Source organism: Pantoea anthophila (assembly GCF_006494375.1).
Taxonomy (GTDB): Bacteria; Pseudomonadota; Gammaproteobacteria; order Enterobacterales; family Enterobacteriaceae; genus Pantoea; species Pantoea anthophila.
Genome location: NZ_VHIZ01000066.1, coordinates 183,885 through 206,141, shown reverse-complemented (window position 1 = coordinate 206,141; position 22,257 = coordinate 183,885). Strand labels below are relative to the sequence as shown.

Sequence of the window (22,257 nt, the reverse complement as noted above, 5' to 3'; positions counted from 1 at the left end):
ATAAAAACGGCGGACATCATGTCCGCCGTTTCATTGACTGCTCAGCCGTTACGGCATCGCAACGAAGCCCACCGCCTCATACACCTTTTTCAGGGTTTCCTGCGCCTGTGCGCGTGCTTTCGCCGCGCCATCACGCATCACCTGCTCCAGCAGTGCTTCGTCGTTGCGGAAGGTGTGATAACGCTCCTGCAGCTCAGAGAGCATGCCCGACACCGCATCCGCCACCGCGCCTTTCAGATGGCCATACATCTTGCCCTCAAACGCCTGCTCAAGCTCGGCGATACTCTGACCGGTCACGCCCGACAGAATATCCAGCAGGTTAGAGACGCCCGCCTTCTCTTTCACGTCGTAGCGCACCACAGGTGGCTCTTCAGAGTCGGTGACGGCGCGTTTAATCTTCTTCACCACCGCTTTCGGATCTTCCAGCAGGCCGATCACGTTGTTGCGGTTGTCGTCAGACTTGGACATCTTTTTCGTCGGTTCCAGCAGCGACATCACGCGCGCGCCAGACTTCGGAATGAACGGCTCCGGCACCTTGAAGATGTCGCCATACAGCGCATTGAAACGATGCGCGATATCACGGCTCAGCTCCAGATGCTGTTTCTGATCTTCACCGACCGGCACCTGATGGGTCTGATAGAGCAGAATGTCCGCCGCCATCAGCACCGGATAGTCGAACAGACCGGCATTGATGTTCTCTTCGTAGCGTGCGGATTTATCCTTGAACTGCGTCATGCGGCTCAGCTCACCGAAATAGGCGTAGCAGTTCAGGATCCAGCTCAGCTGCGTATGCTCCGGCACATGGGACTGAACAAAGATGGTGCTTTTTTGCGGGTCGATGCCGCAGGCAAGATAGAGCGCCAGCGTGTCCAGCGTCGCTTTACGCAGTGCGGCAGGGTCCTGACGCACGGTGATAGCATGCAGATCAACGATGCAGTAAATGCAGTGGTAATCATCCTGCATCTGCACCCACTGACGCAGCGCACCCATATAGTTGCCGATGGTCAGTTCGCCGGACGGCTGTGCGCCGCTGAAAACGATGGGTTTCATACTTAAGTCCTGATATTTACAGCCCCAGAGCGGGCAAAAGTTCGTCGAAAGAGTCGAGAGTTAAATCGGGCTGGCTGGTGGCAATCGGCTCGCCATAGTTATAGCCATAGGTCATGGCCACATTGGGCACGCCTGCCGCCTGCGCCGCCTGGATATCATTGCGGGAGTCGCCGACAAACAGCAGCTGATCCTGCAGCACCCCAAAGGTGCCAAGCACCATAAAAATGGCGGCCGGATGCGGTTTTTTAACCGGCACATCATCGCCACCAATAATCAGCGAAAACGCATCGGCAATCCCCAGCGATTCCAGCAGCGGCGCCACAAACGGCGTCGGCTTGTTGGTGACAATCGCCATCGGCAGTCCGGTCGTTTTAAGGGCTGCCAGCGTCTGCTTCACGTGCGGAAACAGCGTACTGCCCGCCTCCACGGTATCGGCGTAGTGCCGGTCAAACAGCGCCCGCGCATCGCGCTGCTCTTCCGGCTGCGGTTCGCGGCCCAGCGCAAAGGTCAGCGCGCGCGCCATCATGATATCGGCACCGTTGCCAATCCACGTGGAGACCCGCGCCAGGCCCGCCTGCGGCAGACGCAGGTCGTTCAGCGTGCGGTCGATAGCCTCGGCAAGGCCGGGTGCGCTATCCACCAGGGTGCCATCCAGATCAAACGCCAGCGCACGAATATCAGTGAAATGAGCCATTGGCCTTCTCCAGTTCGTTGCGCATGTCGTCGATGACTTTTTTATAGTCGGGATGACCGAAGATGGCGGAACCGGCAACAAACATGTCGGCACCGGCGGCGGCAATCTGGCCAATGTTGTCGATCTTCACACCGCCATCCACTTCCAGACGGATGTTGTAGCCGCTCTGATCGATACGCCGGCGCGCTTCACGCAGTTTATCCAGGGTGCCCGGGATAAATGACTGACCGCCAAAGCCCGGGTTTACAGACATCAGCAGAATGATATCCAGCTTATCCATGACGTAATCGAGGTAGCTCAGCGGGGTCGCCGGATTAAAGACCAGACCGGCTTTGCAGCCATGCTCTTTAATCAGCTGCAGGGTGCGGTCAACGTGTTCGCTGGCTTCGGGATGAAAGGTGATATAGGTGGCACCCGCTTTGGCGAATTCCGGGATCAGCGCATCGACGGGTTTCACCATCAGATGCACATCGATAGGGGCGGTGATGCCATAGTCACGCAGGGCTTTCAGCACCATCGGACCCATGGTCAGGTTTGGCACGTAGTGGTTGTCCATCACGTCGAAGTGAACCACGTCACCTCCGGCCGCCAGCGCTTTGGCTGTATCTTCGCCCAGGCGGGCAAAGTCCGCCGACAGGATTGAAGGGGCCAGCAAATATTGTTTCATCCGATTCTCCCACTGTTGTGCGCCAGCACTCAGGCTGGCGTAATGCGTTGGTCGCGGACGAAACAGACTAGCGATAAAGTGCCAGCAGTTCGTCGACCTTGGTGCGACCGGTTATGCTCCGGCTGATAGAACGCCGGGCTTTGACCACATGTAACACTGCATCCTGATACCACAGACGCGTCAGTGCAGTGTCGTGGTTAGAAATCAGTACCGGAATCCGGTGTTCCGACGCGGCCAGCTGTGCCGCCAGCATCGCCAGATTCTCCTGCTCACGCAGGCTGAAGCTGTTAGTGTGATAAGCCGTAAAGTTGGCCGTTGCCGACAGCGGCGCATAAGGGGGGTCACAATAGACCACCGAGCCTTTGCCGGCACTGGTCAGGGTAACATCGTACGATTCACAGACAAACGTCGCTTTTTGCGCTCGCTCGGCAAACCATAACAGTTCAGCTTCCGGAAAGTAGGGTTTGCGATAGCGGCCAAACGGCACGTTGAACTCACCACGCAGGTTATAACGGCAGAGGCCGTTATAACAGTGGCGGTTCAGATAGAGGAACAGCAGCGCGCGCTGGTAGGCATCCGTGCTGAGGTTAAATTCGGTGCGACGCTGGTAGTAACAGGCTTCGGTGTTCCCTTCCGGCGTGAACAGCAGTTGCGCGTCACGAATGAAATCCGCGGTGCGCAGTTTGACGATGTTATAGAGATTAATCAGGTCGCTGTTGATGTCAGCGAGATGATAGCGATCAAATTCGGTGTTCAGAAACACCGAACCCGCGCCAACAAATGGCTCGACCAGGCAGTCACCTTGCGGCAGATGGCGATGGATCTCTTCGACTAGGGGAAATTTTCCCCCTGCCCATTTCAGGAAAGCGCGATTTTTTTTCATGCTGTCGTGGTAATTACATCTTATTGTGAGGCTGTGGCTGGACCGACAGCAGATCTGCGCTTAAAACGGGGCCAGAGACTGGCCCCCTGTCCGCTATTGACTGGCTTCTTTCTTCACCTGGCTGACCGGTTTTACCCACGGGTTTTTCGCGCGTACGTCTGCAGGCAACGAGGCGACAGCGCGTTTGGCATCAGCCGGTGTGGCATAGGAGCCGCTCACCAGCACATACCACGCCTGACCATTACGGGTGGTTTTGTAGACGTGATAGCCGCTCAGATTCTGCTGCTTCGCCCAGGCATTCAGGCTTTCTGCTTTAGACGCGCCGCTCAGCTGCAGGGTGTAGCTGCCGCCTGGCAGTGATTTGCTGGCCGTGCTGCTGCCTGCTGCCGATGTAGCGGGCGCAGAACTGACGGGTGACCGTGCTGGCGTCGTGTGTGTTTTGCTGTCGCGGGTTGCCGGCTTCGCAGCCGCTTTGTGCGCGGTGTCGTGCGCCGGACGGGAGGCCGCGTTTGAGCGGGCTGGCGTCTGACGCGTCACCGGTGCGGTAACGGGATTTGCCGCCGTTCCGGCATTGCCGCTGACGGTGGCAGGCGCGGTCGGCAGTGAGCTGCCGCCCTGCGAGCCCATTGCCGCACTGTCGACCTGCTGCTGCTGATTGCTCAGCGCACTGTTCAGATCGCCTGGCAAGGTGACGCGCTGCTGATTCGCTGGGGCGTCAACCGGTGCAGCCTGGGTCGGCGTAGAGGCAACAGGCGGCATTGAGACGTCACGCGCCTGGCCGGATGCCGCCTCACCGCTGGCCGCCGCGTTATTGTCGGTGGTGGCCGGCGTGTTCTGAGCGCCAGACATGGAAGAGGAGCCGGTCAGGTCGATATTCTTCTCACTGCCGGTGCTGCCACCCGCAGCAGGCGTAGTGCCCGCTGACGCGGGTTTTTTCTCATCAGGGCCGTTCAGCGCGGAACCAATCCCCAGAACCAGTAACAGCAGAACCAGAATCCCGACGCCCATCATGATGCGCTGGCGCGAAACCGGTATTCTGGCTGCGGTAGACGACTTACGAGGGCGCGAGGGACGGCGGTCGCTGGCGTCAGGTTTTAACTCATCTTCCGGTTTAAACTCATCCATTTTGCCTCCTCCGTAAAGCGGCATTCCGCACTGCGCACCCTGCGCGCCGCGTCACCACTCAACTGCTTATTCTCAGGGTTGCTGACAATCGTTAATTGCAGCCAGCACCATATCATGTGCCACGCCGCCACGCACTTCAGAGCGGCCGATCGACAACGGCAGAACCAGCCGCAGTTCGCCCGCCAGAACTTTTTTATCGCGCATCATGTGCGGCAGGTACATCTCTGCACGCATCGCCTGTGGGCCATGCACCGGTAAACCGGCACGCTGCAACAGGGCAATGAGGCGTTCCGTCTCGTGCGGCTGGAACTGCCCCAGCCGTTCCGCCGTGCGGGCCGCCATCACCATACCTGCGGCAATCGCTTCACCGTGCAGCCAGTTGCCGTAGCCCATATGCGCTTCAATCGCATGGCCAAAAGTGTGCCCCAGATTGAGCAGCGCCCGCTGACCGTTTTCACGCTCGTCAGCCGCCACCACCTCTGCTTTCAGCTCACAGCAGCGACGAATGCAGTAGGCCAGCGCCTGTTCATCCAGCGCCAGCAACGCATCAATATTCTGCTCCAGCCACTGGAAAAAGGCGCCGTCGAGGATAACGCCATACTTGATCACTTCTGCCAGACCAGAGGCCAGCTCACGCGCCGGCAGCGTCTGCAGACAGGCGGTATCGATCACCACCGAGGCAGGCTGATAAAAGGCGCCGATCATGTTTTTGCCCAGCGGATGGTTCACAGCGGTTTTGCCACCCACCGACGAGTCGACCTGCGACAGTAAGGTGGTCGGAACCTGAATAAAGCGCACGCCACGCTGATAGCTGGCCGCAGCAAAACCGGCCAGATCGCCAATGACGCCGCCGCCTAAGGCAACCAGCGTCGTATCACGACCGTGCGGCTTCTGCAGCAGTGCGGTAAAAACCTGATCCATCACCGCCAGCGTCTTATATTGTTCGCCATCGGGTAAGATCACCTGATCAACTTTTACGCCTGCCGCCGTCAGCTGCGCCGTTATCCTGTCAAGATAGAGCGGTGCCAGCGTCTGGTTGGTCACCACCATGGCGTTTTCGCCCGCGGTCAGCGGCCAAAAAGAAGCCGGATCGTTAAACAGTCCGGCGGCGATAGTGATGGGGTAACTGCGTTCCCCCAGTGAGACGGTGATCTTCTCCATGATGCTCAATACCTGTCAGAGAGCCTTCGAACGTTGGATCAACTTTTTTCCAACATGTGGATAATCTGATTCGCCACGACTTTCGCACTTTGGTCGTCTGTACGAATGGTCACATCGGCGATCTCTTCGTAGAGCGGGTTACGTTCGCCAGCCAGCGCTTCAAGCACCTCACGCGGCGGGGAGTCCACCTGCAGCAACGGACGTTTTTTATCGCGCTGAGTGCGCGCCAGTTGCTTCTCGATCGTGGTTTCAAGATAAACCACAACACCACGGGCGGAGAGACGATTACGCGTTTCCCGGGATTTGACGGAACCACCCCCTGTCGCCAGGACGATGCCTTGCTTCTCGGTCAGTTCGTTAATGATTTTTTCTTCGCGATCGCGAAAGCCAGCTTCGCCTTCGACATCAAAAACCCAGCCCACATCCGCTCCGGTGCGTCGCTCAATTTCCTGATCGGAATCGAAGAACTCCATGTTGAGTTGCTGAGCCAACTGACGGCCAATAGTGCTTTTGCCGGCACCCATCGGCCCAACCAGAAAGATATTGCGTTTCTCTGCCATTTTGTCGGTATTACTAAGAATTCGTTAATGATACCCCGCGTTCAGCTTTTGCTGGCGGGACAGGAACTGAGACCTCATGAGCGTTAGCAAGAGTCAGATGAAAAATTATCTCAACACTCAAGGCTGTTTGGCAACCGATTATATTGCCTTCAGCACATCCATTTCTGAATTGGCCTGTGTTCGCGAAACTGTAACGCGCCAGCGCTGCGTCTTTTACCACGCTGCTTACAGAGGAGTTGTCTGATCTGTTAACCGGGATTTATCCGGTTCAGACGGTTACACCGTATTGAAAATCGCTAAACCTTGTAAGCTAATTCCTCTTCTGCGTCAACGCAGATGACCCCGAGGGCCTCATTTTCCGTTTTATCCCGTCGTAAGCGCTGCTTCCCTGACCAATCGCGGCGTAATAAAGATAACCAGCTCTCTTTTTTTGCGCTGCGCCGATTGCTGGCGAAACAGTCCGCCAATCAGCGGCACCTTTCCCAGCAGCGGCACCCTGTTCTCTCCCCGGTTTCGCTGCTGCTGAAAGATGCCGCCTAAGGCCAGCGTTTGTCCGTCGCTGACCGTGACCTGGGTCTCTATTTCCTGTTTATCGATGGATAAGATGTCGCTGTCACCGGTCCGGATGCTGCGCCCCGGCATATTCTGACTGATATGGATCTTCAGCCGGATACGGCCGTTTCCGGCGATAGTGGGCGTCACCTCCATGCCCAGCACCGCTTCTTTAAACTCAATCGAGGTGGCGCCGCTGTTGCCTGCCGACACTTCATAGGGAATTTCAGTGCCCTGCTTAATCGAGGCGGTCTGCTGGTGTGAGGTGAAAAGGCGCGGACTGGCGATGATCTCAATCTGGTTCTCCTGCTCCAGAGCGCTCAGCTCCAGATCCAGCAGGGCGCCGCCGATACGCGCCAGCGCCATCCCCGCGCTGATACCGGGTGAACTTACCGCCAGCGGAACAGCGAGCCGGGGATGATGCAGGCTCTCTGTCACCGCTGCATCTCCCGCCAGCATGCCCCACTGCACCCCCAGCTCCTGCAGATGCTCCTCACTGATGGTGACGATATGGGCAGAGAGTTCAATCTGCTCCAGTGGCCGATCCAGCCCCTGAATCCAGCGCGCCGTCTCTTTCAGTGCCGCGGCGGTATCGCGCAGAAGCAGCGCGTTGGTGCGTTTATCCACCGTCACGCTGCCACGCGGCGTCATCAGTGACTGGCGTTCACTCAGCAGGCTGGCATGAACGTCGCTGGCGCTGGCATAACGGAGTGTGACCGTGCGCTGTTGCAAAGGCGTCTGCTGTAACTGCGCCTGCCGCTCCGCCTCCCGGGCCGCGTCCTGCGCCTGCTGCCAGCGCAGCGGATAGACCAGCAGAACATTATCCTGCTCAATGATCGTCAGTTTTGCTATCCGCGCCACCAGCGCCAGCGCCTGACGCCACGGCAGGTTATCCAGCCGCAGCGATAGCGTCCCCTCAACCTCAGGCGCGATCAGCAGATTGACCTGCTGATAGTCAGCCAGCGCCTGCAGAATCTGCTCTACCGGTGCGTGGTCAAAAGCGAGGCTGAGCGGCGCCTCGTCAGCGGCGTAAGCCGGCTGCAGGCTGCTGATGAGGAGCAGGATCGCTATCCTTAACATGCGCATATCCTTTTAAATAAAATGTGGTTCGCTGAGCGTGACAGCTCGCTGGCACGGCAAGCGTGAGGCTGCGGGAGGTGATCGCCACCAGTTGCCAGGGCGTCAGCGGAAAAGGCGTGTCGCTACCCACCGTGACGCGCTCTCCCTGCGGGGTAAGCAGCCAGGCCTGATAGCGGGTTTCCCGCCCGGCAATCCCCTGCAGACGCCAGCCGGTGAGCGGGGCTACCGCCGCCTGACACAGGGAACCGGCAACAGGCCGGAAGGGATCGCGTGCCAGCACATCACCCCAGCACAACAGCAGAATCAGCAGGCTATGGCGCATCGGCTGGCTCCAGCCAGAGTTGCGCCTCCAGGTCGTGCGGCTGCGCCAGCAGCAGGAAATGCACAGGCAATGGCGAAGAGGCCTGGGCAAATTCAGCAAAGAGTGTCCGGAACGCCTGCCAGGGCAGATGCAGCGTCAGCAGGCGGGCGGGGCCATCCGGCTGCCACGCCTCCAGCTGGTGAGGGCGGCGCGCCAGAATATCGTCGATAGCCCCCTCTGATGCGGCTGCGCGAGTCAGAGCGAGCTGCATCGCTTCCCGCTGCGCCTGCAGCTGCGCGATGGCGGGATGCTGACGCCACTGCTGCTGGCGCTGCTGCAGAGTACGGGTTAACTGTGACAGCGCCGCCCGTTCAGCGGCCAGTGCCTGCTGCTGAGGCCGTAAGCCCGGCAGCCAGATAAGCAAAAGCAGACCCAACGCGAGAAGGAGCAGCAGGCCATAGCGCGGAACAGCCGCCATCTGACACCAGCGATCAATCATCGCGTCCCCCGGCTATCTGCGCCCGTAGCGAAAAATGGTAGCGGCCATCCGCCTGACGCCGGACCCCACCCTGCTGCACCTGACCCAACAGGGCGGCGGTAGCGAGCTGCTGGCGAAACTGCCGGATTGCTGCCATATCCTGCGCCTGCCCCTCCAGGATCAGGCGGTTATCACGCTTCTCCAGCCGGGTCAGCCAGGCAGTATCGGGCAGCATGCCGGGCAGATCGCGCCAGAACTGTTGCCACCCGGCCAGCTGCGCAGCCTTTTCACGCTGCTTCGCCTGCTGTTTTTGCAGAAGTGCGAGCTGTTCCAGCAGCTGCTTCTGCTGCGCTAAACGCGCAGCCATTGTCTCCAGCGCCTGCTCCTGCATCCTGCTCTCCTGGGCTATCTGCTGGCGCGCCTCATGGACCCGGTACGCCTGCTGCATCACCAGCAGCAGCAGACCGCCCATCACCAGTGCCAGCACCAGCAGGCTCTGCCGTCGCTGCCGTTGCCGCCGTTGCTGCCGCCACGGCAGCAGATTTACCGCCACGCCGGCTCATCTCCGCTGGTCAGTGCCAGCCCGGTCGCCAGTGCAAAGGCTCCCGGATTCGCGGGCAACGGGGGCTGCTGATAACGAAGCAGATCAAAAGGGGAAAACGCGACAGTGTCAGCGGGCAGCGCGGCTGGCGTGGCGGCACACCAGGCGATGGCCGTTGCATGGGGAAAGGCCTGCTGTTTCAGTGCACCCAGCGTGGTGGCGTCATCACACTCCGCTGCGGTCTGCGCATCACTCCAGAGCCAGCGCCCCTCCTGCTGCAGCACCAGCACCGTGCCGCCCGGCAGCCGCGCCTGCCGGGCCAGCCGCTTCAGCGCGTCGGTGGTCAGTTCCAGCACCTGCGGCCTGAATCCCGCCTGTAACAGGGGGATCATCCACTGGTCAACACTCTCCCGCCGGGCCGCCGTGACGCAGAGCTGACGGCTCCCGGCCTCCTCGTGATAGTCCAGCGCCAGCGTGTCAGGCTCCAGCGGAAAGAGACGACGCGCGGCCACCTGCACGTAGTGCCCCAGCGCAGGCTCTCTGAGTGACTGTGCGGGCAGCGGAAGCGGCCGCTGCAGCACCAGCCGGGCGGGGAACCCGACCCTCAGCGAGTAACGGCGCGGCAACTGCTGACGCCAGGCTGTCAGGACCGCCTGTAATTCAGGCGAAGATTGCAGCACGCCGTTTCTTAACGTATCTTGCGGCAGCCGTTGCAGCCACCAGTGGCGTAGCTGCCAGCCATCACGACGACGCTGGAGGGCCAGGCCACACATCTGCCTGTTCTGAATATCCAGCCCGATTTGCCAGGTATGAAAAGCCATGCGCGCGATCTCCTTATCGTCCGGGAAAATGGACATATCAAAGCGTCTGGCTTGCCTTTATACTACCGCGCGGTTGTTTATAAACTGCTCAAACGACAATAGATGGGAAACTCCAGGTGAAGTTCGTAAAGTATTTATTGATCCTTACAGTGTGTTGCATCCTGTTGGGAGCTGGCTCGATTTATGGCTTGTACAAGTACATCGAGCCACAGCTGCCTGACGTCAACACGCTGAAAGATGTGCGTCTGCAAACCCCTATGCAGGTTTACAGCGCCGACGGCGATCTGATCGCCCAGTATGGCGAAATGCGCCGTATTCCTTTGACCCTGCAGCAAGTGCCACCTGTGATGGTGAAAGCGTTTATTGCAACCGAAGACAGCCGTTTTTATGAGCACCACGGTGTGGACCCGGTGGGGATTTTCCGTGCGGCCAGCATCGCGCTGGTCTCCGGTCACGCCTCCCAGGGGGCAAGTACCATCACTCAGCAGCTGGCCCGTAACTTCTTCCTGAGTCCGGAACGCACCCTGATGCGTAAAATAAAGGAAGCGTTTCTGGCAATCCGCATTGAGCAGTTACTCAATAAGGATGAAATTCTTGAGCTCTACCTGAATAAGATCTACCTCGGCTACCGGGCTTATGGCATCGGTGCGGCTTCGCAGGTCTATTTTGGTAAGCCGGTTGACCAGCTGTCGCTGAGTGAAATGGCGATGATTGCCGGTCTGCCGAAAGCGCCGTCCACCTTTAACCCGCTCTACTCGCCGAGCCGCGCCCTGTCGCGTCGCAACGTGGTGCTGGCGCGTATGCTGGATCAGCACTACATCACGCAGCAGCAGTATGATGAGGCACGCAACACGCCGCTGGTGGCGAAGTATCATGGCCCGGAAATCGCCTTCTCTGCCCCTTATCTCAGCGAGATGGTGCGTCAGGAGATGGTGAAGCGCTACGGCGACAACGCCTACACCGACGGCTATAAGGTTTACACCACCGTGACCCGTCGCCTGCAGGAAGCGGCTCAGACTTCAGTGCGTAACAACGTCATCGCCTACGATATGCGTCATGGCTATCGCGGCCCGACCAGCGTGCTGTGGCGGGTGGGCGAGCCCGCCTGGGATCAGACTAAGATCGAGAAAGCGCTGAGTGCGCTGCCGGTCTATGGCCCGCTCTATCCGGCGGTGGTCACGGAAGCACGCAGTGATGAAGCAACCGTGATGATGAAAGATGGCAGCAATGTGTCGCTGGCCTTAGCGGGTGTGCGCTGGGCGCGTCCTTATAAGTCTGACACCGTGCAGGGCCCGACGCCGAAAAGCGTGACGCAGGTGCTGCAGCCAGGCCAGCAGATCTGGGTGCGCAAAGTGGGTGATGCGTGGTGGCTGGGCCAGGTACCGGATGTGAACTCGGCGCTGGTCTCACTGGATCCGAATGATGGTGCGGTGCGGGCGCTGGTAGGCGGCTTCGCCTTTAACCAGAGCATGTTTAACCGTGCAACCCAGGCACTGCGCCAGGTCGGCTCTAACATCAAGCCGTTCCTTTACACCGCCGCGATGGATCGCGGACTGACGCTGGCGTCGATCCTGAACGACGTGCCGATTTCACGCTGGGATGCCGGTGCGGGTGCCGACTGGCGTCCGAAAAACTCACCGCCCACCTACGATGGACCGATTCGCCTGCGTCAGGGACTTGGCCAGTCGAAAAACGTGGTGATGGTGCGTGCGATGCGTGCCATGGGCGTGGATTATGCCGCTGAGTATCTGCAGCGCTTTGGATTCCCGGCGCAGAACATTATTCATACCGAGTCGCTTGCCCTGGGGGCGGCCTCGTTCACCCCGTTACAGGTGGTGCGCGGCTACTCCGTGATGGCGAATGGCGGCTTCCTGATTGACCCTTACTTCATCACCCGGATTGAGAATGAACAGGGCGGCATTGTCTTTGAAGAGAAACCGAAGATCGCCTGTCCGCAGTGCAATCTGCCGGTAATCTACGGCGAAACGAAGAAAGCGCTGGCGCTGAACGAAGAGAGCGTTGAGAACGTGGCCGCGTCAGACAGCAATCAGAACCAGGCGGTGCCACAGCCGGCACTGGAGCAGGTTCCGGCCCAGGCACAGCAGGGCGAACAGCAATATGCCCCGCATGTCATCAACACCCCGCTCAGCTTCCTCATCAGGAGCGCACTGAACAGCAACATCTTCGGTGAACCGGGCTGGATGGGAACCGGCTGGCGTGCCGGTCGTGACCTGAAGCGTAATGACATTGGCGGAAAAACCGGTACCACGAACAGCTCGAAAGATGCCTGGTTCTCGGGTTATGGCCCTGGTGTCGTGACCTCCGTCTGGATCGGTTTTGATGATGCGCGCCGCAATTTAGGCCGCAGCACCCTTTCCGGCGCGATTCCCGATCAGATTTCAGGCTATGAGGGCGGCGCTAAGAGTGCGCAACCGGCATGGGATGAATATATGAAGAGTGCGCTGGAGGGGGTACCGGTGCAGCCGTTAACTCCGCCGGATGGCGTGGTCACGGTCACGATTGACCGCAGCACCGGCAAGCTGGCAAATGGCGGAGGCAATACGCGTCAGGAATACTTCATCAACGGCACCCAGCCGACCGAGTATTCCGTTCATGATGTGGGCACCACCATTATGGACAACGGCGAGAGTCACGAGCTGTTCTGATGTGACCCGCACACCTACCCTGTTAAAAGGCCGACATCAGTCGGCCTTTTTTATTCAGTAGCGCAGACGCCCCTGCTTCACCAGCCATTCGCGCGCCATAAAGAGCGCACTGACGTTGCGCGCCTCGCGAAAATCGGGCTCCTCCAGCAGCGACAGCATATCGCTCAGCGGCCAGCGGTGAACAATCAGCGGCTCCGGCTCGTCACCTTCCAGCTTATCGGGATAGAGGCTTTCTGCCACCACGATATTCATTTTGCTGGAAAAGTAGGAGGAGGCCATCGTGAGCTTGCCCAGCGGCGTGAGGTGCTCGGCCCCAAAACCGACCTCTTCTTTCAGTTCCCGCACCGCCGCCTCATTCACGGTTTCGCCTGCATCGATCAGCCCTTTGGGAAACCCGAGTTCATAGGTTTCCAGTCCGACGGCATACTCCTGAATCAGGATCAGATGGTCATCAATAATGGGCACAATCATGACCGCTTCACGTTCTGACGGCTTCATCCGCTCATAGACGCGACGCGCCCCATTACTGAAGGCGAGATCGACCGATTCGACGGTAAACAGCCGCGAACGCGCCACGGCGGTGATATTGAGGATGTCAGGTTTTTTTGGAATTTTCATATCAGCCTCAAAAGTTTCTGCGCCGGCTATCAGGAACGAATTAGCATACCTAACCCCAGGCAATTGTGCGACAGTCTCACCATAACGATATCGTTACATAGATTCCGGCAATTGAATAACAGCCTTTGGTTATCAGTTAAGACTAAATTTGCATTAGTCAATATGCTGCGATAAGTTTCAGATAATACCGATATTTAATCCAGTCTGAGCCGGTTACCATTCGGACAAGGCAGGGTTTAATAAATGCTAATCAGATATTCCCTGGCACTATTTAATCGGGTGTCTGACTCCTCAGGATTATATAATCTTCCGGAATGCCTCTTCAGAAGTGAGCATCCCCCGGAGCGTACGTTTAAAGTGAAGGCAGCATTTTGGCTGAATTGAGCAGAGCATGAGCACAATCTTTATGATCCTGGCCATAGTGCTGACCTGTTCAATCCTGGCAGGTATTGGGTTCTGGTACGCTATGCGGCATCGTCCGCCGTTGGCGAAACCGCTGCCATTTATCAGTCCGCCCTGCCGTAAGCTTTCCCCTCAGGAGCGCGAGGCGGTAGACAAATATGTCGCCGCACTGGCAAAACAGCCCCGCACCGCCGTGACGACCGACAAGCGCAGCGCGTCTGAACGTCTGACGCTGACCGCGCAGAGCAACAACGTCTATCCGGTGACCCGCGCCATTACCCGCTACGGCCTCTCAACGGACGATCCCCATAAATGGCGTTACTATCTGGATGAAGTCGAAGTTCATCTGCCGCCGCTGTGGGAGCAGTACATCACCGACGAAAACTACGTCGAGTTAATCCGCACCCAATCCATTCCGCTGGTGATTTCGCTCAACGGCCATTCGCTGGTGGATTACGCGGTGGATCAGCAGTCCCTGCCGACGCTGATGCGTCCGGTGTCGACCAACGCCTCAATCCGCAAAGCAGAAACGGAAAACGTTGAACTGCTGCAGGTGCGCAAAGAGACCCCGGAAGAGTATCGCCTGTCGCGGCCAGACGGTACGCGTGAAGGCGTCATCATCTCGCTTGCCTTCTTACTGTTCTTCTTCAGCCTGCTGGTGCCCACGACTCTGATGATCTGGCTGGTGCTGGCCGGTGCGGGAATGATCGCAGCCAGCCTGTGGCTGCTCTATCGCATTCCGGGTGAGCGCGGCCTGCGTGACATCCACTGCCTGCGCGGCGCGCCGAAGCGCTGGGGCCTGTTCAGCGAATCGAACCAGGAGCAGAGCAACATCACGCTGGGAATTATTGATCTCGCCTATCCGGCGCACTGGCAGCCCTATGTCGCGCACGACCTCGGTCAGGTGACCGACGTGGAGATCTACCTTAATCGTCAGGTGGTGCGTCAGGGCCGCTTTTTATCCCTGCAGGATGAGGTCAAAAATTTCCCGATTCAGCGCTGGCGGAAAAATGTGGTGCTGGCCTGCGGCTCGCTGCTGGTGCTGACCCTGCTGGTCACCTGGATTCCGCTCGGGATGCCGATCAAGCTCAGTCTCGCCTGGGCCAGAGGCACCGACAGCCTGGAGGTCAACAGCGTCGATAAACTCAGCAGCGTGGCCCTGAATATTGGCGACAGCCTGAAGGTGAGCGGTACTGGCATGTGTTCAGTGCCGGATAACTACCAGAGCAACCGGAGTTACGCCTTTATGCCGTTCGACTGCTCGGCCATCTACTGGAATAACGCGAAGCCGTTGCCGCAGCCGCAATCTGACATTATTGATAAAGCCGCCGCCCTGCTGGATACCACGACCCGGCAGCTGCACCCGGAAACCAATACCGATCCCAAACTGAACCCGCAGCTGGCGTCAGCGATCCAGAAGTCCGGGATGATTCTGCTGGATGACTTCTCCGATCTGGTCATGAAGACCCAGGATCTCTGTAATCAGCCGCAGGATTGCGTGCGCCTGAAAAACGCGCTGGTAAACCTGGGCAACGCCAAAGACTGGGAGGCGCTGATGCGCCGCGCCGACTCCGGCCAGCTAAACGGCATGAACGTGCTGCTGCGGCCGGTCAGTGCGGAAGCGCTGGAGAACCTGGTGAATACCGCCACCTCGACCTTCTTTTTCCGCGAAACCCGCCGTGCGGCTGAAAACCTCAACAGCCCGCCGCCGGGAGGATTCCTGATCGTCAGTGACGAGGGTCGCCAGCTGGTCAGTCAGCCTCAGCCTGCCGTGTCACTGTTCGATCTCGATCCGCCCGCTCAGTGGCATGAGCTGCAGCGCATCTCCGCCATGCTGCTGCATACGCCTTTCAGCGCCAGCGGCATCATCACCAGCATCACCACCGATGCCAACGGCACGCGTCACATCGCGCTGCACAATGAACCCGATGCCATGGCGCAGTGGCGCTATCTCGGCACCGTACTGCTGCTGATGGTGCTGCTGGCCTGCGGCGTGATCAACGGACTGCTGGCCCTGCGCCGCATGCACCGCAATCGCCAGCGCATGATCGACATCCAGCTCTATTACGACAAGTGTTTCAACCATAACCTCAGCACTTTGCAGAGCGTGCGCTCGATATTCTGAGCCCTGCCCTTCTGTGCTACCCTGTCGCCCGGTTTTTTTACAGGGTGAGAGCCACGATGCTCAACTGGTCTGAAATTGACACCGTGCTGCTCGACATGGATGGCACGCTGCTGGATCTGGCGTTTGATCGTCATTTCTGGCTGGAGCATGTGCCCGCGGTGCTCAGCCAGCAGCGCGGCATCACCCTGGCTGACGCTGACCGGATCATCACGGAAAAGTATCAGGCCGTCGCCCATACGCTAAACTGGTATTGTCTGGATTACTGGGCAGAGGCGCTGGCGCTGGACATCCGTGCTATGACCTGGGCGATGCGCAGCCGGGTCGCACTGCGTGACGATACCCTGCCCTTTTTGCAGGCGCTGCGTCGCGCTGGCAAGCGCACCATCCTGCTGACCAACGCGCATCCCTATAATCTCGACGTCAAACTGGCGCAGACAGGTTTAGCGCCACACCTTGATTTATTACTTTCCACCCATACCTTTGGGTATCCGAAAGAAGACCCGCGTCTGTGGCAGGCGGTACAACAGCACACCGGCTTTTCTGCGCCGCGCACGCTGTTTATCGACGATAGCGAAGTGATTCTGGATGCTGCGGCGTCATGGGGCATCGGCTGGTGCTTAGGCGTAAAAAATCCCGATTCGGGTCGTCCTGAGCAAATCTTTCAGCGTCACCGCGCCATCGGCGACTACCGGACGCTGATCTGAGTCAGGAGCAGCAATGAAAGAGAAAAGCAGCGAAGAGGTTCGCCTCGACAAATGGCTGTGGGCGGCGCGCTTTTACAAAACCCGGGCGATTGCGCGGGAGATGATTGAAGGCGGCAAAGTGCACTACAACGGTCAGCGCAGTAAACCCGGCAAGATCGTCGAGCTGAATGCGGAACTGACCGTGCGTCAGGGCAACGATGAACGCACCGTGGTGGTGGCGAATATCAGCGCTCAGCGCCGCCCCGCCAGCGAGGCACAGCAGCTCTACCGCGAAACCGATGCCAGTATTGAGAAACGCGAAAAAATGGCGCAGGCACGCAAACTGAATGCGCTGACTATGCCCCATCCCGATCGGCGACCTGACAAAAAAGAGCGTCGCGATTTGATGAAGTTTAAATTATCGGGCGATGAGTAATGCCGTCTTCGCGGACGCGCCATCGCCCCGTTCCAGTGAGAGAAAAAATATGTCAGTCCAGGATCAACTGCACCGTTATCTGTTTGAAAATGCCGCTGTGCGCGGCGAGCTGGTGAACGTCTCCGACACCTGGCGTGAAACCGTGAAGAACCACGACTATCCGGCTCCTGTTAAGACGCTGCTGGGTGAGATGCTGGTCGCCACCAGCCTGCTGACCGCCACGCTGAAGTTTGACGGTGAAATTACCGTGCAGCTGCAGGGTGACGGTCCGCTCTCTCTGGCGGTGATCAACGGCAACAACAATCAGGAGCTGCGTGGCGTGGCGCGCATAAAAGGCGACATCCCGGCCGACAGCACCCTGAAAAGCATGGTGGGCAACGGCTACCTGGTGATCACCATCTCTCCTGAAAAAGGTGAGCGCTATCAGGGCGTGGTGGGACTGGAAGGTGAAACGCTGGCGGAATGCCTGGAAGATTACTTCATGCGTTCTGAGCAGCTGCCTACGCGGCTCTTTATCCGCACCAGCGACCAGGGTGCCGCCGGTATCCTGCTGCAGGTTCTGCCGGCACAGGAGACAGAGAAAGAGGCGTTCGACCACCTGGCGACCCTGACGGAAACCATTAAAACCGACGAGCTGATCACCCTGCCGGCCAATGAGGTGCTGTGGCGTCTCTACCATCAGGAAGAGGTCACCCTCTATGATCCGCAGCCGGTCATCTACAAATGCACCTGTTCGCGTGAACGCTGTGGTGAAGTGCTGACCACGCTGCCGAAGGAAGAGGTGGATGAGATCATCGCGGAAGATGGCAAAATTGACATGCACTGCGATTACTGCGGTTCAGACTACGTGTTTGACGCGGTCGATATCGCGGCGATTCGCAGCCATTCTCACGGGAATGACGAGCGTCTGCACTGATTTACCGGGCGGCGTCTGCCGCCCCGTTTTCCTCTCCCCCTCCTATCCCCATAATTTCTCAGACAAATTATCTTTTTTTACTTTCATAACATCTTTAAAACGTTCGAAACATAGCCTTAACGCGCCCTGAGTCGCATTTTTAGATCGCTGCCCTTTTTCCCTCAACGCAGAAGAGTAAACTGCGCGCGATCGTGCAGCCGCCCGGAAGGCAGAGGCAGAAGCCCTGATAAGCCTGGTTGTGCCTGCAGGCTGAGGTGACGACGCGCTGTGACTTTTCAGTGCGTCGTCGCATCAGTGCAACAGCCGGCCGTACGATCCCAACCTATCTCTGCTTTGCAGAACAGACACCGATTTAAGGAGCAGTAAAATGCGCGTTAACGGCCTGACCTCGCAAGACCTTGCCGCTTTGGGCATCGTGGATACCACGGAAGTGGTTTACAACCCTGATTACGACACGCTCTTTCAGGAAGAGACGCGCCCGGACCTCGAAGGTTTTGCACGTGGCACCCTGACGCAGAGCGGTGCGATTGCAGTAGACACCGGGATTTTCACCGGGCGATCGCCAAAGGATAAGTACATTGTGCGTGACGACACCACGCGCGATACCCTGTGGTGGAACGACCAGGGCACCGGCAAAAATGACAACCAGCCCCTGTCGCAGGAGACCTGGAACGCGCTGAAAAGCTGCGTCACCCGGCAGCTCTCCGGCAAGCGCCTGTTTGTCGTGGATGCCTTCTGCGGTGCCAATGCTGACTCCCGTCTGAGCGTGCGTTTTGTCACCGAAGTGGCCTGGCAGGCCCACTTCGTCAAAAATATGTTCATCCAGCCGACCGACGCTGAGCTGGCCGACTTCACGCCCGATTTTGTGGTGATGAACGGCGCGAAATGCACCAACCCGGACTGGCAGGCGCAGGGTCTGCACTCTGAGAACTTTGTCGCCTTCAATCTGACGGAACGCATGCAGCTGATTGGCGGCACCTGGTACGGCGGCGAGATGAAGAAAGGTCTGTTCGCCATCATGAACTACCTGCTGCCGCTGAAAGGCATCGCTTCGATGCACTGCTCTGCCAACGTTGGCAAAGCGGGCGACGTGGCGGTCTTCTTTGGCCTGTCGGGCACCGGGAAAACCACCCTCTCGACCGATCCTGACCGCCAGCTGATTGGCGATGATGAACATGGCTGGGACGATGACGGCGTGTTTAACTTCGAGGGCGGCTGCTACGCCAAAACCATCAACCTCTCAGAGCAGGCTGAGCCGGAGATCTACCGCGCCATTCGCCGTAATGCGCTGCTGGAGAATGTGGTGGTACGCGAAGATGGCAGCGTGGATTACGCCGACGGCAGCAAAACCGAAAACACCCGCGTCTCTTACCCGATCAATCACATCGATAACATCGTGCAGCCGGTCTCAAAAGCGGGCCATGCGAAGAAGGTGATTTTCCTGACCGCCGATGCGTTTGGGGTGTTGCCACCGGTTTCCCGTCTGACGCCGGAGCAGACACAGTATCATTTCCTGTCCGGTTTTACCGCCAAACTGGCCGGAACCGAGCGTGGCGTGACTGAGCCGACACCGACCTTCTCTGCCTGTTTTGGCGCCGCATTCCTGACCCTGCATCCGACGCAGTATGCCGAAGTGCTGGTGAAGCGGATGGAGGCGTCCGGTGCGCAGGCGTATCTGGTCAATACCGGCTGGAACGGCAGCGGCAAGCGCATCTCGCTGAAAAATACCCGTGCCATCATCAACGCGATCCTGGCGGGTGAACTGGATGATGCGCCGGTAGAAACCCTGCCGATCTTCAATCTGCAGATGCCGGTGACACTGGGTGAGCTGGACAGTGAGACGCTCGATCCGCGTCGCAGCTGGGAGAGTGAAGAGAAGTGGACCGCCGCCGCCGAAGGGCTGGCGCAGCGCTTTATTGATAACTTCGATAAGTACACCGATAACGCAGCCGGTGCGGCGCTGGTAAAAGCGGGCCCGCAACGCTGACGGAACGGGCGCGGCAGTCACTCTGCCGCGCCGGTTTTATCCGCCTGAGACGCTGTTGCTGCCGTTGTTATGGCTCAGCGCCATATTTTCCGTTAACGGCAACCAGGCGCGAATACGCAATCCCCCGCGCTCGCTCTCGCCAATCTCCAGCGACCCCTGATGCGCATCAATAATACGCTGTACAATCGCCAGGCCGAGACCGGTTCCGCTGGTGCTGCGGGCACTGTCGCCGCGCACAAACGGCTGGAAGAGATGCGCCAGCTGATCGGGCTTAATACCCGGCCCGTCATCTTCCACCTGAAACCAGGCGCGATGCAGTTCCCGTCCGCTGCTGACTTTAATCCAGCCATTGCCGTATCGCGCGGCGTTGACCACCAGGTTAGCCAGTGCGCGCTTGATCGACAGCGGGTTGATATCCAGCATTAACTCTTCCGGCATCACCGCATTTTCGATCTCACGTTCGTAGCCACTCTCTGCGGCCACCACCTCGCCCAGCACGCTGTTCAGGTCGGCGCGCTCGGTCTGCATCTCCTGACCGGTGCGCAGGTAGTCGATGAACTGTTCGATGATGGCGTTGCACTCTTCGATATCTTTGTTAATCGATTCGGCCAGATAGCCATCCTGCTCGCTCATCATCTCGGTGGCGAGACGAATACGGGTCAGCGGCGTGCGCAGGTCGTGACTGACCCCCGCCATGAGCAGCGTGCGGTCATCCGCCAGCTGTTTTACCCCGGCCGCCATCTGGTTAAAGGCCCGGGTCACCGAGCGAACCTCGGACGCGCCATACTCGCGCAGCGGCGGCGGAATAATCCCGCGTCCGACCTGCAGAGCGGCGTGCTCCAGATCCACCAGCGGCCGGTTCTGGATGCGGATAAACAGCCAGGCGCCGCCAATCGCCAGCAGCATTATCGCCAGGGTATAGCGGAACAGCGGCGAGAAGTCGCCCTGATGGATTTCCGTCAGGGGCACCCGCACCCAGATATCAGGCGACAGCCAGGTTTTCAGCCAGACCACAGGCGAGTTTTTGTTGACCTCGACCCGCACATCGGTGGGCCCGCCCAGCTGCTGCCCCATCTGTTCACTCAGGAATTCATAGTGCTGCGCCCAACGCAATCCGCTCTCCTCTGCTGCTGCATTGGTGTAGAGCGAGATCCCCAGTTCGCGGTAGATTTCCCGGCGAAACGCCGGAGGCACTTCCAGCTGCGTACCATCCTCCAGCTGCAGCCGGTCGGTCATCAGCATACGTACTTCGTATGCCAGCACCTTATTGAACTGCTGCAGGCTGGGAAGGATGGCAAAGTTCAGCACCACCAGATAGGTCGTGACCAGGCTGACAAACAGCAGGGTCACGATCAGCAGCAGGGTGCGCGCAAACGAACTGCGTGGCGAGAAGCGCAGTCGCCTCATGCTTTACTGCCGTCCGGCACGAAGACGTAGCCCAGACCCCAGACGGTCTGGATGTAGCGTGGATGTGCCGGGTCCTCCTCCACCATGCGACGCAGGCGGGAGATCTGAACGTCAATCGAACGTTCCATGGCACTGTATTCACGGCCACGCGCCAGGTTCATCAGCTTGTCGCGCGACAGCGGCTCACGCGGGTGGCTCACCAGGGCTTTCAGCACGGCGAACTCACCGCTGGTCAGCGGCATCGGCTCATCTTCACGGAACATCTCGCGGGTGCCGAGGTTAAGTTTGAATTTACCAAAGGCGATAATCGCCTCTTCCTGCGACGGTGCGCCTGGCAGTTCATTGGCCTGACGACGCAGCACCGCGCGGATACGCGCCAGCAGTTCGCGCGGGTTAAAGGGTTTAGGAATGTAGTCGTCCGCGCCGATCTCCAGCCCGACGATACGATCGACCTCTTCACCCTTGGCCGTCACCATAATGATAGGCATCGGGTTGCTCTGACTGCGCAGACGACGGCAGATAGAGAGGCCATCTTCACCTGGCAGCATCAGGTCGAGCACCATCAGATGAAAGGATTCACGGGTTAACAGACGATCCATCTGCTCGGCATTAGCGACACTGCGCACCTGAAAGCCCTGCTCGGTGAGATAGCGTTCAAGCAGAGCACGCAGACGCATATCATCATCGACGACCAGAATTTTGTAGTTCTCTTGCATTTTCAACTCCCAAAGGCGCTATTGCCTGAGCCAACATTGTTAAAAAAAGATGCCTTATAGTGACAGTCATTAATGGTTTATATTCTAGCCAAAATTGTTACAAAGCATATTAAACAGGAGCTTATATTTAATTTCGGGCCAGTTTCGGGGCCAGGCTCACCCTTTTTACCGGCGACAGGGCAGGATACGGCAAATCTGAAAAAACGGCCCTGTTTCTCAGAATCGCTGGCGTCAGAAGCGGACCGGCATTTATTCGATGAATAAATTCAGCGGCTTAGCAGTTAATTTGGCTTAAAAGGGAGTCATCATTATGGATAAGCTCCAGATAATCTACCCTGCCCGCATTCAGACAGCATAATATTCCAGCAAAAGCGCCCGGGACGCCATC

21 protein-coding genes are annotated in these 22,257 nt (G+C 58.5%); 6 read left to right on the top strand and 15 right to left on the bottom strand.

The genetic code is table 11. From position 1 onward, the window contains the following. Window positions 1-48: 48 nt before the first annotated feature. The 12 genes from trpS to pilM all read right to left on the bottom strand — a co-directional run bounded on the left by trpS (window position 49) and on the right by pilM (window position 9,913). Entirely contained in the window at window positions 49-1,050 is a 1,002-nt protein-coding gene (gene trpS, locus FJW00_RS22065) for a tryptophan--tRNA ligase (protein ID WP_009087666.1), read from the bottom strand. A 16-nt stretch (window positions 1,051-1,066) separates the two neighbouring features. Beyond that, the gene (locus FJW00_RS22060) at window positions 1,067-1,744 is read right to left on the bottom strand and encodes a phosphoglycolate phosphatase (protein WP_140925657.1); all 678 of its coding nucleotides are present in this window, start codon (window positions 1,742-1,744) and stop codon (window positions 1,067-1,069) included. Further along, window positions 1,728-2,411 carry a ribulose-phosphate 3-epimerase gene (rpe, locus tag FJW00_RS22055; protein ID WP_009087670.1) on the bottom strand — a complete coding sequence of 228 codons (684 nt, stop codon included), beginning with the start codon at window positions 2,409-2,411 and terminating at the stop codon, window positions 1,728-1,730. The genes FJW00_RS22060 and rpe overlap by 17 nt, the downstream gene beginning before the upstream one ends. Before the next feature lie 67 nt (window positions 2,412-2,478). After that, window positions 2,479-3,294: an adenine-specific DNA-methyltransferase gene (gene dam, locus FJW00_RS22050; RefSeq protein ID WP_009087673.1), complete on the bottom strand. Its 816-nt coding sequence runs from the start codon at window positions 3,292-3,294 to the stop codon at window positions 2,479-2,481. Between the two features lie 93 nt (window positions 3,295-3,387). Further along, complete coding sequence (locus FJW00_RS22045) at window positions 3,388-4,419, bottom strand: SPOR domain-containing protein (protein WP_046100718.1); 1,032 nt, start codon at window positions 4,417-4,419, stop codon at window positions 3,388-3,390. A gap of 72 nt (window positions 4,420-4,491) precedes the next feature. After that, complete coding sequence (gene aroB, locus FJW00_RS22040; protein WP_009087678.1) at window positions 4,492-5,580, bottom strand: 3-dehydroquinate synthase; 1,089 nt, start codon at window positions 5,578-5,580, stop codon at window positions 4,492-4,494. A 38-nt stretch (window positions 5,581-5,618) separates the two neighbouring features. Beyond that, the gene (gene aroK, locus FJW00_RS22035) at window positions 5,619-6,140 is read right to left on the bottom strand and encodes a shikimate kinase AroK (RefSeq protein WP_003852989.1); all 522 of its coding nucleotides are present in this window, start codon (window positions 6,138-6,140) and stop codon (window positions 5,619-5,621) included. A 363-nt stretch (window positions 6,141-6,503) separates the two neighbouring features. Further along, a complete protein-coding gene (hofQ, locus tag FJW00_RS22025; RefSeq protein WP_140925656.1) occupies window positions 6,504-7,772 on the bottom strand; it encodes a DNA uptake porin HofQ in 1,269 nt (422 codons plus the stop codon). Beyond that, entirely contained in the window at window positions 7,714-8,094 is a 381-nt protein-coding gene (locus FJW00_RS22020; protein WP_140029826.1) for a HofP DNA utilization family protein, read from the bottom strand. Before FJW00_RS22020 ends, hofQ begins: the two co-directional genes overlap by 59 nt. Beyond that, window positions 8,084-8,572, bottom strand: coding sequence for a HofO family protein (locus FJW00_RS22015; protein WP_140925655.1), 489 nt, complete (start codon window positions 8,570-8,572; stop codon window positions 8,084-8,086). The genes FJW00_RS22020 and FJW00_RS22015 overlap by 11 nt, the downstream gene beginning before the upstream one ends. Beyond that, a complete protein-coding gene (locus FJW00_RS22010) occupies window positions 8,565-9,104 on the bottom strand; it encodes a PilN domain-containing protein (RefSeq protein WP_140925654.1) in 540 nt (179 codons plus the stop codon). The genes FJW00_RS22015 and FJW00_RS22010 overlap by 8 nt, the downstream gene beginning before the upstream one ends. Then, window positions 9,095-9,913, bottom strand: coding sequence for a type IV pilus biogenesis protein PilM (pilM, locus tag FJW00_RS22005; RefSeq protein WP_140925653.1), 819 nt, complete (start codon window positions 9,911-9,913; stop codon window positions 9,095-9,097). The genes FJW00_RS22010 and pilM overlap by 10 nt, the downstream gene beginning before the upstream one ends. A 116-nt stretch (window positions 9,914-10,029) precedes the next feature. Here pilM and mrcA point away from each other — a divergent pair, with 116 nt between their 5' ends. After that, window positions 10,030-12,579, top strand: a complete 2,550-nt coding sequence (gene mrcA / locus FJW00_RS22000) for a peptidoglycan glycosyltransferase/peptidoglycan DD-transpeptidase MrcA (RefSeq protein ID WP_009087693.1) — start codon at window positions 10,030-10,032, stop codon at window positions 12,577-12,579. A 54-nt stretch (window positions 12,580-12,633) separates the two neighbouring features. Here the strand turns inward: mrcA and nudE are convergent, their stop codons facing one another. After that, the gene (gene nudE, locus FJW00_RS21995) at window positions 12,634-13,197 is read right to left on the bottom strand and encodes an ADP compounds hydrolase NudE (RefSeq protein WP_140925652.1); all 564 of its coding nucleotides are present in this window, start codon (window positions 13,195-13,197) and stop codon (window positions 12,634-12,636) included. A gap of 391 nt (window positions 13,198-13,588) precedes the next feature. On the opposite strand from nudE, the gene FJW00_RS21990 reads away from it, so the two are divergent. From FJW00_RS21990 to pckA, 5 genes are all read left to right on the top strand, one after another. Continuing rightward, window positions 13,589-15,724, top strand: coding sequence for an intracellular growth attenuator family protein (locus FJW00_RS21990; RefSeq protein WP_009087696.1), 2,136 nt, complete (start codon window positions 13,589-13,591; stop codon window positions 15,722-15,724). A gap of 56 nt (window positions 15,725-15,780) precedes the next feature. After that, window positions 15,781-16,428 (top strand): GMP/IMP nucleotidase, encoded by a 648-nt coding sequence (yrfG, locus tag FJW00_RS21985; protein WP_140925651.1) that lies wholly within the window; start codon window positions 15,781-15,783, stop codon window positions 16,426-16,428. Between the two features lie 13 nt (window positions 16,429-16,441). After that, a complete protein-coding gene (hslR, locus tag FJW00_RS21980; protein WP_009087700.1) occupies window positions 16,442-16,843 on the top strand; it encodes a ribosome-associated heat shock protein Hsp15 in 402 nt (133 codons plus the stop codon). 49 nt (window positions 16,844-16,892) lie between these two features. Beyond that, the gene (gene hslO / locus FJW00_RS21975; RefSeq protein WP_009087701.1) at window positions 16,893-17,759 is read left to right on the top strand and encodes an Hsp33 family molecular chaperone HslO; all 867 of its coding nucleotides are present in this window, start codon (window positions 16,893-16,895) and stop codon (window positions 17,757-17,759) included. Between the two features lie 367 nt (window positions 17,760-18,126). Then, the gene (gene pckA / locus FJW00_RS21970) at window positions 18,127-19,746 is read left to right on the top strand and encodes a phosphoenolpyruvate carboxykinase (ATP) (protein WP_009087703.1); all 1,620 of its coding nucleotides are present in this window, start codon (window positions 18,127-18,129) and stop codon (window positions 19,744-19,746) included. 36 nt (window positions 19,747-19,782) lie between these two features. Here pckA and envZ read toward each other — a convergent pair whose 3' ends face one another. Beyond that, window positions 19,783-21,153, bottom strand: coding sequence for a two-component system sensor histidine kinase EnvZ (gene envZ, locus FJW00_RS21965; protein ID WP_009087704.1), 1,371 nt, complete (start codon window positions 21,151-21,153; stop codon window positions 19,783-19,785). After that, entirely contained in the window at window positions 21,150-21,869 is a 720-nt protein-coding gene (ompR, locus tag FJW00_RS21960; RefSeq protein WP_003853014.1) for an osmolarity response regulator transcription factor OmpR, read from the bottom strand. The genes envZ and ompR overlap by 4 nt, the downstream gene beginning before the upstream one ends. Window positions 21,870-22,257 lie beyond the last annotated feature (388 nt).